Origin of the sequence: Pseudorhodoferax sp. LjRoot39, from assembly GCF_964253035.1 — a bacterium.
Classification (GTDB): Bacteria; Pseudomonadota; Gammaproteobacteria; order Burkholderiales; family Burkholderiaceae_C; genus Pseudorhodoferax.
In genome coordinates this window covers 5,602,076-5,617,431 of record NZ_CAXUQL020000001.1, presented here as the reverse complement: position 1 = coordinate 5,617,431, position 15,356 = coordinate 5,602,076, and the positions used below count along the sequence as shown (strand labels likewise).

14 protein-coding genes are annotated in these 15,356 nt (G+C 71.1%); 7 read left to right on the top strand and 7 right to left on the bottom strand.

Annotated features, from left to right (window positions below):
- The first annotated feature begins 9 nt into the window (after positions 1–9).
- Positions 10–777 (top strand): SDR family NAD(P)-dependent oxidoreductase, encoded by a 768-nt coding sequence (locus ACSQ4M_RS26115; RefSeq protein WP_436192306.1) that lies wholly within the window; start codon positions 10–12, stop codon positions 775–777.
- Between the two features lie 14 nt (positions 778–791).
- Here the strand turns inward: ACSQ4M_RS26115 and ACSQ4M_RS26110 are convergent, their stop codons facing one another.
- Both ACSQ4M_RS26110 and ACSQ4M_RS26105 read right to left on the bottom strand, forming a co-directional pair.
- Positions 792–1,967, bottom strand: a complete 1,176-nt coding sequence (locus tag ACSQ4M_RS26110; RefSeq protein ID WP_436192305.1) for a helix-turn-helix transcriptional regulator — start codon at positions 1,965–1,967, stop codon at positions 792–794.
- A gap of 113 nt (positions 1,968–2,080) precedes the next feature.
- The gene (locus ACSQ4M_RS26105) at positions 2,081–2,524 is read right to left on the bottom strand and encodes a universal stress protein (RefSeq protein WP_436192304.1); all 444 of its coding nucleotides are present in this window, start codon (positions 2,522–2,524) and stop codon (positions 2,081–2,083) included.
- Between the two features lie 104 nt (positions 2,525–2,628).
- On the opposite strand from ACSQ4M_RS26105, the gene ACSQ4M_RS26100 reads away from it, so the two are divergent.
- Together ACSQ4M_RS26100 and ccoS are read left to right on the top strand one after the other, a co-directional pair.
- On the top strand, positions 2,629–4,986 hold the full coding sequence (locus tag ACSQ4M_RS26100; protein WP_436192303.1) for a heavy metal translocating P-type ATPase: 2,358 nt from the start codon (positions 2,629–2,631) through the stop codon (positions 4,984–4,986).
- Entirely contained in the window at positions 4,986–5,120 is a 135-nt protein-coding gene (gene ccoS, locus ACSQ4M_RS26095; RefSeq protein ID WP_056899354.1) for a cbb3-type cytochrome oxidase assembly protein CcoS, read from the top strand. Before ACSQ4M_RS26100 ends, ccoS begins: the two co-directional genes overlap by 1 nt.
- Here the strand turns inward: ccoS and ACSQ4M_RS26090 are convergent.
- The 5 genes from ACSQ4M_RS26090 to soxR form a co-directional block, all read right to left on the bottom strand.
- Positions 5,117–5,698 (bottom strand): superoxide dismutase, encoded by a 582-nt coding sequence (locus tag ACSQ4M_RS26090; RefSeq protein WP_436192302.1) that lies wholly within the window; start codon positions 5,696–5,698, stop codon positions 5,117–5,119. The genes ccoS and ACSQ4M_RS26090 overlap by 4 nt on opposite strands.
- A 33-nt stretch (positions 5,699–5,731) precedes the next feature.
- Positions 5,732–7,159: an efflux transporter outer membrane subunit gene (locus ACSQ4M_RS26085; RefSeq protein ID WP_436192301.1), complete on the bottom strand. Its 1,428-nt coding sequence runs from the start codon at positions 7,157–7,159 to the stop codon at positions 5,732–5,734.
- Complete coding sequence (locus ACSQ4M_RS26080; protein WP_436192300.1) at positions 7,152–10,289, bottom strand: efflux RND transporter permease subunit; 3,138 nt, start codon at positions 10,287–10,289, stop codon at positions 7,152–7,154. The genes ACSQ4M_RS26085 and ACSQ4M_RS26080 overlap by 8 nt, the downstream gene beginning before the upstream one ends.
- Complete coding sequence (locus ACSQ4M_RS26075; RefSeq protein ID WP_436192299.1) at positions 10,286–11,440, bottom strand: efflux RND transporter periplasmic adaptor subunit; 1,155 nt, start codon at positions 11,438–11,440, stop codon at positions 10,286–10,288. Before ACSQ4M_RS26075 ends, ACSQ4M_RS26080 begins: the two co-directional genes overlap by 4 nt.
- A gap of 156 nt (positions 11,441–11,596) precedes the next feature.
- Positions 11,597–12,061, bottom strand: coding sequence for a redox-sensitive transcriptional activator SoxR (gene soxR / locus ACSQ4M_RS26070; protein WP_436192298.1), 465 nt, complete (start codon positions 12,059–12,061; stop codon positions 11,597–11,599).
- A 150-nt stretch (positions 12,062–12,211) separates the two neighbouring features.
- Here soxR and ccoN point away from each other — a divergent pair, with 150 nt between their 5' ends.
- From ccoN to ccoP, 4 genes are read left to right on the top strand one after another with little or no spacing between them, the layout of a single operon-like run.
- Positions 12,212–13,648 (top strand): cytochrome-c oxidase, cbb3-type subunit I, encoded by a 1,437-nt coding sequence (gene ccoN, locus ACSQ4M_RS26065; protein WP_436192297.1) that lies wholly within the window; start codon positions 12,212–12,214, stop codon positions 13,646–13,648.
- Positions 13,649–13,668: 20 nt separating this feature from the next.
- Positions 13,669–14,292 (top strand): cytochrome-c oxidase, cbb3-type subunit II, encoded by a 624-nt coding sequence (gene ccoO, locus ACSQ4M_RS26060; RefSeq protein WP_436192296.1) that lies wholly within the window; start codon positions 13,669–13,671, stop codon positions 14,290–14,292.
- 11 nt (positions 14,293–14,303) lie between these two features.
- The gene (locus ACSQ4M_RS26055) at positions 14,304–14,441 is read left to right on the top strand and encodes a cbb3-type cytochrome oxidase subunit 3 (protein WP_436192295.1); all 138 of its coding nucleotides are present in this window, start codon (positions 14,304–14,306) and stop codon (positions 14,439–14,441) included.
- A gap of 9 nt (positions 14,442–14,450) precedes the next feature.
- Positions 14,451–15,350, top strand: coding sequence for a cytochrome-c oxidase, cbb3-type subunit III (gene ccoP, locus ACSQ4M_RS26050; protein WP_436192294.1), 900 nt, complete (start codon positions 14,451–14,453; stop codon positions 15,348–15,350).
- The last annotated feature ends 6 nt before the right edge of the window (positions 15,351–15,356 follow it).

The following is a 15,356-nucleotide window of genomic DNA, read 5'->3' as shown; positions in this document are numbered from 1 at the left end:
GGACCTGCGATGACAGCGCCAGCCAGCCTCGATCGATTCCGCGTGGACGGCCAGGTGGCCGTCGTGACTGGCGGTGCCAACGGCATCGGACTGGCCTGCGTGCAACTGCTGGCGGCGGCCGGCGCGCGCGTGGTGGTGGTCGACCGCGACGCCGAGGCGGCGGCCCGGGTGGCGGCCGACATCGCCGGTGCGCTGGCGTTCGGTCTGGACGTCGCGGATGCACCCGCTGTGGCGCAGACCATGGCCGCCATCGCGCAACAGACCGGCCGCATCGACATCCTGGTCAACAACGCCGGCACGGCGGTCCGCAAGTCCACGCAGGAGCTGGACATCGCCGAATGGAACCAGGTCGTCGCGGTCAACCTCACGGGCGCCTTCGTCTGCGCGCGCGAGGCCGCGCGCTTCATGCCGGCCGGCGGCGGCAGCGTCGTGAACATGGCGTCCATCATGGGCATGTCGGGCGGCGGCCTGTACCCCAACATCTCCTACCAGACCACCAAGGGCGGGCTCGTGAACATGACACGCGCGCTGGCCGTGGAATGGGCCGGGCAGGGCATCCGCGTCAACGCGGTTGCGCCGACCTGGACGCGCACGGGCTTCATCGGCCAGCTGGAGTCCATGCCCGAGGTGATGCAACGGATCCGCGATGTCACGCCGCTGCGCCGGCTCGCCGAGCCCGACGAGGTTGCGCATGCCGTGCTGTTCCTGGCCAGCCCCGCGGCTTCCATGGTCACGGGCCATGTGCTCGCGGTGGATGGGGGTTTCCTGGCGCAGTGAGGACCGGCGCGGCCTCAGCACCAGAGCTCGGCCGACCGCGACAGCGCCGCCGGCCCCAGCAGCACCGTGCGCACCAGGTCCACCTGGCGGCGTGCACCGACCTTGGCCGTGGCCGTGCGGATCTGCGTGCGCACCGTGCTGATGGAGACACCGGCCTGCGCGCCGTACTCCTTGGCGGACAGGCCATTGACCAGCGCCTCGGTCAGGCGGCATTCGGCCGGCGTCATCTGGTAGACCTGCTGCAAGGCCTTGGCCAACGCGCCTATGCTGCCGTCGGGCCGGCTCAGGAAGACAGCCGCCGCAGCGCGCAGCCCGAACGGCCCGGACCAGGAGGGTAGCGGTGTGACGAACAGATGCAGCGTGTCGCCGCCGGAGTGTTGCAGCCGCACGGCGCCACCGGCGCTACCGGATTCCGCCAGGCCGGTGCGCACGGCGGCGCGCAGCAACGCGGCCAGCCTGTCGTTCTCGCGCGGGCGGCTGCAGACCAGCCGGCCGCCGCGCACGGCCAGGATGTCGCTGGACTCGGCCAGCAGCTGCTTGGCACGGATGTTGTGGTGGACCAGGGCGCCGGACTCGTCGAACAGCGCCACGCCCAGGGGCATGCGGTCCAATACCGCGGTGGAGGCACCGGCCAGCACGTCCAGGTCGCGGAATTTGCGGTGCAGGGCGAAGCCGGTCTGCAGGTGCGGCATGAGTTCCGCGAGGATGCCCAGCTCCTGGGCGCTGTAGGGGCCTGCGCCCTCGGGCCGGCACACCGTGGCGTTCAGCGAGCGGTCCGGCGTGCGTTCGACGATCGCGGCGGACGAGTAGAAGAGGTCCTGCGGCCGCAGCCAGTCGGCCCAGTACTCGGTCTTCTTGAGCTGGCTGTTCGGAAACAGCATCTCGCCGTGGACCACGGTGCCGCCCACATGCAGCGCAGGGTTCTGCAGCCAGACGTTCAGCGCGCCGTAGTGGGCGTCGAACTGCGCCAGCGCCTGCTCGGAGAAACCGACCGAGCAGAACAGCGTGTCGCTGGTCCGGCCCGGCACGGTGACGGTGCGCTGGCTGAAATCATGGCCCCAGATGATGCCGGTGGTGGAGCCCGTCGCGAACACCAGTTCGGACAGGAAGCCGCCCCAACGCGAAGGATCGAGGGCGGCTTCGTAGACGCTTGCCACCAGTTGTGCACGCTGCAGACCCAGGACCGACATCCAGGCAGACTCCCTTCGCCGCCACGGGCGAGCCGAACCGACACGAGGACCGGGGCGATCCGGCGATCGCCGCGGTTCTCGGGGAATCTACCCCAGTTCTTGCGCCACCCCGTTCAGCGCAGCACCAGCACCGGAATGTGCGAGTGCGTCAGCACATGCTGGGTCTCGCTGCCCAGCAGCAGCCGGCTCACGCCGCGGCGGCCGTGCGAGGCCATCACGATCAGGTCGCAGTGGTGCTTCTGCGCGGTGGCGATCAGGGCCTCGGAGACCTGGTCGCCGCGCACCACCACGGGCGTCACGGTGACGTTCCTGGGCACGCCGGCGGACTGCACGGCCTCCAGGTCCTTGAGCGCGGCGGCCTTCCAGTTGGCCTCGGTGCGCTCGATCTCCTTCAGGTCGATGGCCATCGCGCCGTCAAAGTAGCTGTGCGGATAGGGCGGCACCACCTTCACGGCGACCACGGCCGCGCCGAGCTTGGCGGCCAGGTCGAGCGCACTGTCGACGGCTTTTTGCGACAACTCCGAACCATCGGTGGCAACAAGGATGCGTTGGTACATGGTGTTTCTCCTTTGAAGTGGTGTGTTCAGCATAGGCGGCCTGCGCCGGAATGGGTTGATGTACGTCAAGACGTGGGGAATAGGTGCTGGCTACGCTAGGAGCCATGCTGTCCAGCCCCTCGTTTGCCGCGGAACCTGCGCCGCCCGCCGTGCCGCGCGGCCTGGACTGGATCGACGACCCCGGCGAATGGGCCGCGTTCAGCCGCCCGTCAGGCGAGCATGGCAGCGGCGCCTGGGAGTCCAGCCTGGCCATCGAGGGCATGACCTGCGCGGCCTGCGCGCTGACGGTCGAAGAGGCCTTGCGCGCCGTGCCCGGCGTGCTGGCGGCCGACGTCGGCGCGGCCAGCCGGCGCGCGCGCGTGGTCTGGCGCGCGGGCCAGGCGCGGCCCTCGCAATGGCTCGCGGCCGTGCGCCGAGCCGGCTACCGCGGCGTGCCGCTGGCCGACCTCGCGCTGCGCGCCGAGCGCCGGCGCGAAGCCCGGCTGGTGCTGTGGCGCTGGCTCGTGGCCGGGCTGTGCATGATGCAGGTCATGATGTACGCCTGGCCCGCGTACACCGCGGCGCCCGGCGAGATCTCGGCCGACGCGCAGGCGCTGCTGCGCTGGGCCGCCTGGGTGCTGAGCCTGCCCGTCATGCTGTTCTCGTGCGGGCCGTTCTTCCGGGCTGCGCTGCGCGACCTGCGCCTGCGTCGCGTGGGCATGGACACGCCCGTCACGCTGGGCATCCTCATCACCTTCGTCGTCAGCAGCTGGGGCACCTTCGAGCCGGACGGCATCTTCGGCGCCGAGGTCTATTTCGATTCGCTGACCATGTTCGTGTTCTTCCTGCTCGGCAGCCGCTGGCTGGAATCGCGCCTGCGCGACCGCACGGGCGGCGCGCTCGACCTGCTGCTGCAGCGCCTGCCCGAAGGCGTGGAGCGCGAGGGCGCGGACGGACGTCGCGAACAGGTGGCCGCGCACCGCGTGGTGGTGGGCGACGTGCTGCACGTGCGGCCCGGCGAGGCCTTCGTGGCCGACGCGCTGGTGCTGGACGGCGAGACGCTGGTCGACGAAGCCCTGCTGTCCGGTGAGTCGCGCCCCGTGGCGCGCGGCCCGGGTGCGCGCGTGCTGGCCGGCAGCTACAACCTGGCGGCGGCCGTGTGCGTGCGCGTGACGGCCGCCGGCACCGACACGCGCTTCGCCGAGATCGCCGCGCTCATGGACGAGGCGGCGCGCTCGCGGCCGCGCCTGGCGCAGCTGGCCGACCGCATCGCGCGGCCCTTCCTGCTGGTGGTGCTGCTGGCGGCACTGGGCGCGGCGCTGTTCTGGTGGCGCCACGACCCTGGCCACGCGCTCATGGTCGCCGTGGCCGTGCTGATCGTGACCTGCCCCTGCGCGCTCTCGCTGGCCACGCCGGCCGCGATGCTCGCGTCGGCCGGGACGCTGGCGCGCCGCGGCGTGCTGGTGCGCCGGCTGCAGGCGCTGGAGGCGCTGGCGCAGGTCGATACCGTGGTCTTCGACAAGACCGGCACGCTCACGCGCGATGCGCTCGTGCTGGGCGCCGTGCAGACCCGCGCCGGAATCGACCGCGCGCAGGCGCTGGCCATGGCCGCGGCGCTGGCCGCGCACTCGCTGCACCCGGCCTCGCGCGCGCTCGCGGCGGCCGGGCAGGGCGGCGCGCACGTGGAGCAGTGGCAGGTGACCGACCTCGGCGAGGAACCCGGACTGGGCCTGCGCGGGCGCCTGTTGCGCAACGGCTGGCCCTGGCCCGGTGTGCTGCGCCTGGGTTCGGCCGCGCACTGCGGCATCGCGGCGCCGCCTGGCGCCGAGACCATGGCCTGGCTGGCCGACGAGCAGGGCATGCTGGCATCCTTCGTGCTGCATGAAGACCTGCGCGCCGATGCGGCGGCCACGGTGCAACGGCTCGCGCAGATGGGCGTGGCGGTGCAGCTGCTGTCCGGGGATGCGGACGCGGCCGTGGCGCGTGTCGCTGCGCAGCTTGGCATCGGCGAGGCGCGCGGCGCGTGCTCGCCTCAGTACAAGCTGCAGGCCCTGCGCGCGCTGCAGCGGCAGGGTCGGCACAGTGCCATGGTCGGTGACGGGCTCAACGACGGCCCGGTGCTGGCGGGCGCCGACGTGTCCTTCGCCTTCGGCCAGTCCGTGCCGCTGGCCCAGGCCCAGGCCGACTTCGTGGTGCCGGGCGGCCGGCTGATGGCCGTGGCCGACACGCTGGCGCTCGCGCGCCGGACCATGGCCGTGGTGCGCCAGAACCTGGCCTGGGCCGCGTTCTACAACGCGGTCAGCGTGCCGTTGGCCGTGGCGGGCTGGATGCCGGCCTGGCTGGCCGGCCTGGGCATGGCGGTGAGCTCGCTGCTCGTGGTGCTCAATGCGCTGCGCCTGGCCTCGGCCCCGCCGGACGCGCAGAATGCGCAGGAGCCGCCCGCACCTGTGCATCTGGCGCGCCCCGCCACCGAAAGCCCCTGATGGACATCCTGTTCCTGCTGATTCCGCTGTCCGTGGTCCTGGTCTTCTGCATCCTCGGCGGCCTGTGGTGGGCGATCGAGCGCGGCCAGTTCGAGGACATCGAAGCCGAGGGCGAGCGCATCCTGCGCGACTAGCCGAAATTGGCCTGTGCGAACGCCCAGTTCACGAGCTTGTCGAGGAAGGTCTCGACGAATTGGGGACGCAGGTTGCGGTAGTCGATGTAGTAGGCGTGCTCCCAGACGTCGACCGTCAGCAGTGCCTTGTCGGCGGTGGTCAGCGGCGTGCCGGCGGCGCCGGTGTTGACGATGTCGACCGAGCCATCGGCCTTCTTGACCAGCCAGGTCCAGCCCGAACCGAAGTTGCCCACGGCGGACTTGACGAAGGCTTCCTTGAACGCGGCGTAGCTGCCCCACCTGGCGTTGATGGCGTCCGCCAGCTTGCCGCTGGGTTCGCCGCCACCGGCCGGCTTCATGCAGCTCCAGAAGAAGCTGTGGTTCCAGATCTGGGCCGCGTTGTTGTAGATGCCGCCGCTGGACTTCTTGACGATCTCTTCCAGCGTCAGGTTCTCGAACTCCGTGCCCTGTTGCAGGTTGTTCAGGTTCACGACGTAGGCGTTGTGGTGCTTGCCGTGGTGGAACTCCAGCGTTTCCTTGGAGTAGTGGGGTGCCAGCGCATCGATGGCGTACGGCAGAGGGGGAAGTTGGTGTTCCATGGGGTTTCCTTTCAGGTTGGTGGGACAAGGGATTCAGGAGGAGGCCGCGGCCTGCCAGCCGCCGCCCAGCGCGCGGAACAGCGTGGCCAGCGCGATCTGGTGCGCGGTGTGCACCGCGATCCAGTCCATCTGCGCCGCGAGCGCGCTGCGCTGGGCGTCGAGGTAGCGCAGGTGGTCGTCGGCGCCGCTCTGCCAGCGCGCCTGCGCCAGGCGCAGGGCTTCGCGGCTGGTGTCGACCAGCGCGCGCTGCGCGGCTTCCTCGCGCCGCAGCGTCTCGGTGGCCGCCAGTGCGTCGGCCACCTCGCGAAAGGCCGTCTGGATGCTCAGCTCGTAGGCGGCCACGGCCTGGTCCTTGCGCAGCAGCGCGAGGTCCAGGTTGGCAGCGTTGCGGCCGCCGTCGAAGAGCGGCAGCGTGAGCTGCGGTGCGAACGACCAGCTGCGCTGCCCCGCGCTGAACAGGCCGGACAGGTCCGCGCTCGCGCTGCCGAACAGGCCGGTCAGCGCGATGCGCGGGAAGAAGGCCGCGCGCGCCGCGCCGATGTGGGCATTGCGCGCACGCAGGCGGTGCTCGGCCGCGCGGATGTCGGGCCGCTGCGCGAGCAGCTCCGAGGGCAGGCCCGCGCCAAGATCCTGCCGCAGCAGCGGGCCGTCGCCGGTGGCCGGCACGCCGCCCGGATCGCCCACGAGCAGCGCGAGCGCATGGCCGGCCTGGCGCTCCTCGCGCGCGATGCGCTCGTGCTGGACCGCCACCGCATGCACGAGGCCCCGGGCCTCCTGCACGTCGAGCGCGGTGGCCGCGCCCGCCGCCTGCCGCTGCAGCACGAGGTCCAGCGCGCGCTCGCGCGCCTGCAGCGTCTGGCGGGCCAGCTGCTGGCGCTGTTGCGCGCCCTGGCGCGCCGCAGCGGCCTGGACGACTTCGGCCACGAGGCTCACGCGCGCGCCGAGCGCGGCCTCCTCGGTGGCCAGGACCTCCTGCAGCGCAGCGTCGGACAGCGCGCGCACGCGGCCGAACAGGTCCAGCTCGAACGCGGCCAGGCCCACGCCGGCCTGCAGGATGCTCTGCACGGCGGGCGTGCCCGGCGTGCGCAGGTCCTCGGGTTGGCGCTGGCGCTGGCCTCCGGCCTCGGCCTGCAGGCCGGGCAACTGCTCGGCGCGCTGCACGCGGTACAGCGCGCGGGCCGCCTGCACGTCCAGCAGGGTCTGGCGCAGGCTGCGGTTGTTCGCCAGCGCCCGCGCGACCAGCGCGCGCAGCTGCGGGTCGGCCACGACATCCTGCCAGGTCGGCATGGCTGCGGGGGAGGGCGGCGCCGCGGCCGTGGCGGCGGCCTGCGTGTCCCAGTGCGCGGGCAGCGGCGTGGCCGGGCGCTCGTAGGCCGGCACGAAGGAGCAGCCGGCGGCCAGCAGCGCGAGGGCCAGGGCGAGGGTGGTGGCGGTGGGGCGCAGCAGCCGGTGCTCAGACATGGCGCACCTCCGTTTGCGCGGATGCCAGCGCCAGCGCGCGGGCACGCGGCGAGGCCGCCTGCGCGCCATGGTCGCGCGCGAGCAGCGCGTAGACCGCGGGCAGCACGAACAGCGTGAACAGCGTGCCGACCAGCATGCCGGACACCACGACCACGCCGATCGCGAAGCGGCTGGCCGCGCCGGCGCCGCTGGCCACGAGCAGCGGCAGCAGGCCGGCCACCATCGCGGCCGTGGTCATGAGCACGGGCCGCATGCGGATCACGGCCGCCTTGTGCATGGCCGCCAGCGGCCCGAGCCCGTCCTGGCGCTGGATGTCGTTGGCGAACGAGACCATCAGGATGCCGTGCTTGGAGATCAGGCCGATCAGCGTGACCATGCCGATCTGCGTGTAGATGTTCATCGTGGCGTAGCCCAGCCACAGCGGCAGCAGCGCGCCGCAGATGGCCAGCGGCACCGTGACCAGGATCACGAGCGCGTCGCGCAGGCTCTCGTACTGCGCGGCCAGCACGAGGAAGATCACCACGAGCGCGAAGCCGAAGGACAGCAGCAGCCGGTTGCCTTCCTGCACGAACTGCCGGCTGTCGGACAGCCAGTCGATCTGCGCGCCCGCGGGCAGCGGCTGGCCGCGCAGGAAGTCCACGGCCTGGCCCATGGTCACGCCGGGCATGGGCACGGCCGACAGCGTGACCGCGTTCATCTGGTTGAACTGCGGCAGCCGGTTGGCCTGGGGCCGGACCTGCACCTGCACCAGCGTGGCCAGCGGCACGAGCTGGCCCGACGCCGCGCGCACGTAGTAGCCCGTGAGGTCGCCGGGCGTGCGGCGCTGCGCGCGCGGCACCTGGGCGATCACGTCGTAGGAGCGGTCGAACCAGTTGAAGCGGTTGATCACGTTCTCGCCGACCAGCACGGCCAGCGTGTCGGCGATGTCGCCCATGCTGACGCCCATCTCGCCGGCCTTGGCCGCATCCACCGTCAGGCGTGCCTGGGCGCTGTCGAAGGCCAGGTCGCTGTCCACGTAGGCGAACAGGCCGTTGCCGCGGGCCGCGGCCTTGAGCGTCTCCAGGGCCTGGTGCAGCTCGGCGAACGCGACCGGCGCGCGCAGCACCATCTGCACGGGCAGGCCGTCGCTGCCGGCCGGCAGCGGCGCGGCCTGGAAGGCCGTGACGGCCGCCGCCGTGACGCTGCCGGCCTGGGCGTTGAGCTGGGCCTCGACCTGGCTGGCCGCCATCTCGCGCTGCGCCCAGGGCTTGAGCACCACGCCACCGAAGCCGTTGTTCTGCCCGTTCGTGCCGCTCGTGAAGAAGCTGTTCTGGTAGTCCGGCAGCTGGCGGAACAAGGCCTCGACCGCGTGGCCCGCGCGCTCGGTGTAGTCCTTGCTGGCGTACTGCGGCGCGCGCGCCGCGACGAACACGTAGCCCTGGTCCTCGGCCGGCGCGAGTTCGCGCTGCACGCCCAGGAACATCACCACGATGCCGCCGCACACGAGCACGCAGGCCAGCAGCACCGCTGCGCGCGCCTGCAGCGCATGGCCCAGCAGGCGCCCGTAGCGGGCCGCCAGCGCCTGCATGGCCTGCTCGATGCGGTGCGCGAGCCGGCCTGCCGACAGATCACGGCGCAGCAGGAAGCTGCTCATCATCGGCGACAGCGTGAGCGCCACCACGCCCGAGACGATGACCGCGCAAGCCAGCGTGAACGCGAATTCCTTGAACAGCGCACCGGTCAGTCCGTCCATGAGGCCGATGGGCGCGTAGACGGCGGCCAGCGTGACCGTCATGCCGACCACGGGCCAGACGATCTCGCGCGCGCCGACCAGCGCCGCGTGGGCGGGCGACAGCCCCTCCTCGATGTGGCGGTGGATGTTCTCCACCACGACGATGGCGTCGTCCACGACCAGCCCGATCGCGAGCACCATGGCCAGCAGCGTGAGCAGGTTCAGCGAGAAGCCGAAGGCCAGCATCAATGCGGCCGTGCCCACCAGCGACAGCGGGATCGTGACCACGGGGATGGCGACCGCGCGCAGCGAACCCAGGAACAGGAAGATCACGACGACCACGATGAGCACGGCCTCCAGCAGCGTCTGCAGGACCTCGTCGATCGAGGCGTTGACGAAGCGCGCCGTGTCGAACACGTTGCCGACCGCGAGCCCGGGCGGCGCGGCGCGCTGCAGTTCGGGCAGCAGCGCGTTGACGCCGCGCACGATCTGAAGCGGGTTGCCGTCGGGGGTGGGCGCGATGCCGAGCGAGACCGAGCGTTGGCCGTCGCCCAGGAAGCTGCTGTTGTCGTTCTGGCCGCCGAGTTCCACGGTGGCCACATCGGCCAGGCGCACCACGCTGGCAGGGCCGCGCTTGAGCACCATGTCGCGGAAGTCCTGCACGCTGCGCAGGTCGGTCGCGGCCGTGATCGGCACCAACGTGTCGGCGCCGCGCAACGCGCCCGGCGCGGCCTGCACGTTGTTGGCGCGCAGGGCGGAGGCCAGGTCTGCGGCCGTGAGCCCGCGCGCGGCCAGCCGCACGGGGTCCACCCACAGCCGCATGGCATAGGTCTGGCCGCCCAGGATCTCGGCCGAGGCCACGCCCGGCACGGCCGTGACCATGGGCTGCACCACGCGCGCGATGAAGTCCGTGATCTCGGGGATGCTTTGCTGCGGGCTCGAGAAGTCCAGGTACTGCACGGCCGAGACCCCGTCCGTGATCTTGCGGATCTCGGGGTCGAAGGCACCCTGGGGCAGCCGGTACTTGACCTGCTGCACCTTGGCGAGCACCTCGGTCATGGCGCGGTCGGCGTTGGCGTTGAGCACCAGCTTGGCCTTGACCTCGCTGCGGCCCGGTGTGGAGGTGGACGACAGGTACTCGATGCCGCTCGCGCTCGCGATGGCCTGGGCCAGCGGCGTCGTGACGAAGCCCTGCATGACCTCCTGCGAGGCGCCAGGGTAGCTGGTCGCCACGACGATGGTGGCGCTCTCCATCTGCGGGTACTGGCGGATCGGCAGCGAGAACAGCGCGGCCAGGCCGGTCAGCAGGATCAGGGCCGAGAGCGTGACCGACAGGATGGGGCGGCGGATGAACAGGTCGGTGAAGCCTGTGGATGAAGCTTCGCGCTGCGCGCCTTGGGGCGGCCCGGCGGTGCTCATGGCTGGCCTCCACTCTGCGCGGCCGAAGCCGACGAAGCCGCCACCACGCGCAGCGCGCTGCCAGGCTGCACGCGCAGCTGGCCCTCGGTCACGACCACGTCGCCGGCCACCAGGCCCTGCGCCACGACCACGCGTTCGCCGATGCGCCGGCCCAGCGTGATGGGCACGAACTCGGCCTGGCCGATGCCATCGGCCGAGGGCGCGCGCACGCGCAGCGCCTGGTCGCCCGAGGAGGAGGTCATCACGGCCGTGGCCGGCAGCAGCAGCGCACCGGCCTCGGGCGGCAGCTCCAGCGCCACCGTGACGTACATGCCGGGCCGCAGGCCGGGGTGGGCGTGGGACGTGCGCGGCACGGTGGCCTGCACGGTCGCGCTGCGTGTGTCGCGGCCCACCTGGGGTTCGACCGCGCTGACGCGGGCCCGCACGGGCGCGGTGTCCGGCGCGCCGCTGTGCAGCAGCAGCGGCTGGCCCACGCGCACGTTGCCCAGTTCCTGCTGCGGCAGGTCGAAGTTCACCTGCAGGCTGGTGAGATCGGTCAGGCTCACGGCGGCCTCGCCGGGCTGCAGGTACTGGCCCAGGTCGATGCGGCGCAGGCCGAGCTCGCCCGCGAACGGCGCCTCGATGCGCTTTTGGCGGATGCGTGCCTGCAGCTGCAGCACCCGGGCCGCGCTCTGGTCGTGCTCGGCCTGGCGCTGCTGCAGAACCTCCTGCGCGAGCGCACCCGTGGCCGCCAGCGCATGGGCCCGCGCGAGCTGCTGGCGCGCGAAGGCCGCCTGGGCCTGGGCCGCGGCGAGGTCGGCTTGCTCGGTCGCGTCGTCCAGCTGCACGAGCAGCTGGCCGGCCTGCACCGTGCGGCCGGCCTCGAAACGGATCGCGGCCACGCGGCCCGCCACCTCGGCCGGCAGCATGACCTGGCGCACGGCGCGCAGCTCGCCCAGGGCCTGCAGCGTGCGCGGCGCGGTCTCGGCCTGCAGCGTGGTGGCCGCCACATCGATCGGGGCGCCGCCGGACCAGGCGGGTGGGGCGGGGCGGCTGGCGCGCCAGGCGGCCAGCGCGGCGGCCACGAGCGCCGCCGCGACCGCGACGGTGGCCAGCGCCTTCCACGCGGCGGGCCTGCGGACGCGCGCGGCGTCCGGCAATGGTTCTTGCATCTTGTGTTCTCCCTGCCGCTGCAGGCGGGGCAACGTGCCCGGCGCCTGGCGGTCGACCGCGTTTGTAAGACCTCAAGTGAACTTGAGGTCAAGCGGCAGGGTTATTCGCTGTGGTGCCGCCGCGCCAGTGGCGCGTGGCCAGGCGGGCGGCGCAGCTCAACGCAGAGGGCGTTCCAGGATGCGCGGCCCTGGTCCCTGCTGGGCCAGCGCATCGCCCGGGTTGCGCAGCGGGCAGTCCTTGAGCGAGAGGCAGCCGCAACCGATGCAGCTGTCCAGTTCGTCGCGCAGGCGTTGCAGTTGGAGGATGCGTTCGTCCATGGCACGGCGCCAGCGCGAGGCCACGGCACGCCATTGCGCGGCCGTCACGCGCACCTCGGGTCGGTACTCGCCCAGGGCCTGGCGCACCTCCTCCAGCGGAATGCCCGCGCGCTGCGCGACCTTGACGATGGCGATGTAGCGCAGCACGCCGGGCGTGAAGCGGCGCTGGTTGCCCTCGGTGCGCACGCTGCTGATGAGCCCCTTGGATTCATAGAAGTGCAGCGCGGACACCGCCACGCCGCTGCGCATTGCGACCTCGCCCACGCTGAGGTAGCGCGGCGGGTCGGTGTGGGGTGTGGACATGCCGTCGGTTCTCGGATCGGGCCCGCAGTGTAGGGCGCGGCCCGGGTGCCGTGCGGCACCTGCATGTCGCTTGACATGCATCAAAGCGCCCCTGCCGGCCCCGTCCGACACTGCCCCGCAGTGCTGAAAAAGCGTTCAAGAGAGGCAGCGATGAATCAATCGACGAGCCCGGCCGCGGTCTACAACGACGCCGTCGTGCGCCAGTTTTCCGTGATGGCCGTGGTGTGGGGGGTGGTGGGCATGCTGGTGGGCGTCATCATCGCCGCGCAGCTGACCTGGCCGGAACTGAACCTGGGCATTCCATGGCTCAGCTACGGCCGGCTGCGGCCGCTGCACACCAATGCAGTGATCTTCGCGTTCGGCGGCAGCGCGCTGTTCGGCACGGCCTACTACGTGGTGCAGCGCACCTGCCAGGTCCGGCTGTTCGGCGGCTGGCTCGCATCGTTCACATTCTGGGGCTGGCAGGCCGTGATCGTGGCCGCCGCCATCACGCTGCCGCTGGGCTACACCACGGGCAAGGAGTATGCGGAGCTGGAGTGGCCCATCGACGTGCTGATCGCCGTGGTCTGGGTGTCCTACGCCATCGTGTTCTTCGGCACCATCGGCACGCGCAAGGTGCGCCACATCTACGTGGCCAACTGGTTCTACGGTGCCTTCATCATCGCCGTGGCGCTGCTGCACATCGTCAACAGCGCCGAGATGCCCGCCAGCTTCTGGAAGAGCTACTCGGCCTATGCCGGCGTGCAGGACGCGATGGTGCAGTGGTGGTACGGCCACAACGCCGTGGGCTTCTTCCTCACGGCGGGCTTCCTCGGGATGATGTACTACTTCATTCCCAAGCAGGCCGAGCGCCCGGTCTACAGCTACCGGCTGTCCATCGTCCACTTCTGGGCGCTGATCTTCACCTACATGTGGGCCGGCCCGCACCACCTGCACTACACGGCCCTGCCGGACTGGACGCAGTCGGTCGGCATGGTGTTCTCGCTGATCCTGCTGGCGCCTTCGTGGGGCGGCATGATCAACGGCGTCATGACGCTGTCGGGCGCCTGGCACAAGCTGCGCGACGACCCCATCCTGCGCTTCCTGATCGTGGCCCTGTCGTTCTACGGCATGAGCACCTTCGAGGGCCCGATGATGTCGATCAAGACCGTCAACGCGCTTTCCCACTACACCGACTGGACCGTGGGCCACGTGCACTCGGGCGCGCTGGGCTGGGTCGGGCTCATCACCATGGGCAGCCTGTACTACCTGATCCCGCGCCTGTTCGGCCAGAAGCAGATGTACAGCGTCAAGGCCATCGAGCTGCACTTCTGGACCGCCACCATCGGCATCGTGCTGTACATCGCCGCGATGTGGATCGCCGGCGTGATGCAGGGCCTGATGTGGCGCGCCGTCAACGCCGACGGCACGCTGACCTACACCTTCGCCGAGTCCGTCAAGGCCACGTACCCGTTCTACGCGGTGCGCCTGCTGGGCGGCCTGCTGTACCTGGGCGGCATGCTGGTGATGGCCTGGAACATGGTCATGACCATGCTCAACGCCAGGCCCGCGACGGTCGTGATCCCGCAACCCGTGGCAGCCCACTGAACCCACGCACGAGAACAACCATGTCGCAGAACCTCGACAAGCCCGGTGCGCACGAGCGCATCGAGACCAACAACTTCCTGATGATCGTGCTGATCCTGCTGGTGCTGCTGGTCGGCGGCCTCGTGGAGATCGTGCCGCTCTTCTTCCAGCGCACCACCACGGTCGCCATCGAAGGCGTCAAGCCCTACACCGCGCTGCAGCTGGCCGGCCGCGACGTCTACCTGCGCGAGGGGTGCTACAACTGCCACTCGCAGATGATCCGCCCACTGCAGGCCGAGACGCTGCGCTACGGCCACCACTCGCTGGCCGGCGAGTTCGTCTACGACCACCCGTTCCAGTGGGGCAGCAAGCGCACCGGTCCCGACCTGCACCGCGTGGGCGGCAAGTACAACGACGAGTGGCACCGCATCCACTTGCTGAACCCGCGCGACGTGGTGCCCGAGTCCAACATGCCGGCCTACGCCTGGCTGGACAAGGCCACGATCGACGGCGCGCAACTGGCCGCCAACATGCGCGCGCTGCGCCGCCTGGGCGTTCCCTACAGCGACGAAGAGATCGCCAAGGCGCCGGCCGACGTGAAGGGCCGCACCGAGATGGAGGCCACCATCGCCTACCTGCAGTCGCTCGGCCTGGCCGTGAAGTGAGGAACTGGACCATGGACATCAACACCCTGCGTTCCGTGGCCACCGTGGCCTCGTTCATCGCCTTCATTGCGATCTGGGCCTGGGCCTGGTCGCGCCGCAACCAGCAATCGTTCGACGAGGCAGCGCAACTGCCCTTCGAGCAGGAGTAAGAGGACACCATGAGCGATTTCACAAGCGGCTTCTGGTCCATCGCGATCATTGCCGTGACCCTGGGCGGCATCCTCGGCTGCGTGCTGCTGCTGTGGGGCGCCGGCAAGGCGCGCGTCTCGCCGACCGGCGACAACACCACCGGCCATGTCTGGGACGGCGACCTGCGCGAGATGAACAACCCGCTGCCGCGCTGGTGGGTGTGGATGTTCGTCATCACCGTGGTGTTCGGCGTGCTCTACCTGGTGCTGTACCCCGGCCTGGGCGACAAGCCGGGCACGCTGAACTGGAGTTCGGTGGGCGAGCACGCGGCCGACGTGGCCAAGCACAAGGAGACCACCGCGCAGGTCTACGCCAGGTACGCCGCGATGCCTGTGCCCGAGATTGCCAAGGACGCACAGGCCCATGCCATCGGCGAGCGGCTGTTCATGAACAACTGCGCCCAGTGCCACGGCTCGGACGCACGCGGCAGCAAGGGCTTCCCGAACCTGGCCGACGGCGACTGGCTGTGGGGCGGCGATCCCGAGAAGATCGCCGAGACCATCGCCAAGGGCCGCATCGGCACCATGCCGCCCATGGCCGCGGCGGTGGGCACGCCGGACGACGTGCGCAACGTGGCGCACTACGTGCTGAGCCTGTCCAATGGCCCGCACGACTCGGTGCGCGCCGCCTTGGGCAAGGCCAAGTTCACGGTCTGCGCGGCCTGCCACGGCAGCAACGGCAAGGGCAATCCGCTGCTGGGCGCGCCCAACCTGAGCGACGACATCTGGCTGCACGGCTGGGGCGAGGAGGCCATCGTCGCCATGGTCAACAACGGCAAGACCAACCAGATGCCGGCGCAGGAAGGCAAGTTCAGCGCGGAGCAGATCCGCGTGCTGGCGTCCTACGTCTGGGGCCTGTCGAACCGTTGAGGCTGC